The organism is Lactobacillus equicursoris DSM 19284 = JCM 14600 = CIP 110162 (genome assembly GCF_001434815.1).
Classification (GTDB): Bacteria; Bacillota; Bacilli; order Lactobacillales; family Lactobacillaceae; genus Lactobacillus; species Lactobacillus equicursoris.
On record NZ_AZDU01000161.1, the window covers coordinates 1 to 267 of the forward strand.

1 pseudogene is annotated in these 267 nt (G+C 39.7%); it reads right to left on the reverse strand.

Features of this window, described 5'->3' with window-relative positions:
- Window positions 1-267: pseudogene (locus tag FC20_RS10580) on the reverse strand (phage head morphogenesis protein); the annotation flags it as partial.

Consider the following 267-nt stretch of genomic DNA (forward strand, 5'->3'; position numbering starts at 1 on the left):
CTACTTCAGAATAGAGCTTTAAATTTTCTGCTTTTTCAGTAGCCCCAGCTGCTTTAGCAGAAATATATGCTTTAAATTTCCACTCATCCAGCCGAGTTATCCGGTTCTTTGCTGCAAGTTGACTAAGATAATCGCGTATAGCTTTCTTGCTTTCTCTGTCCTGAACAGTACTCGCTAATGACTTCAAAGCGACCATTTCCGAAGCCGAAATGGTGGAATTCAAAATTTTATTTGCGTCATCTTCACTAACCTGGCCATTAAAATAGC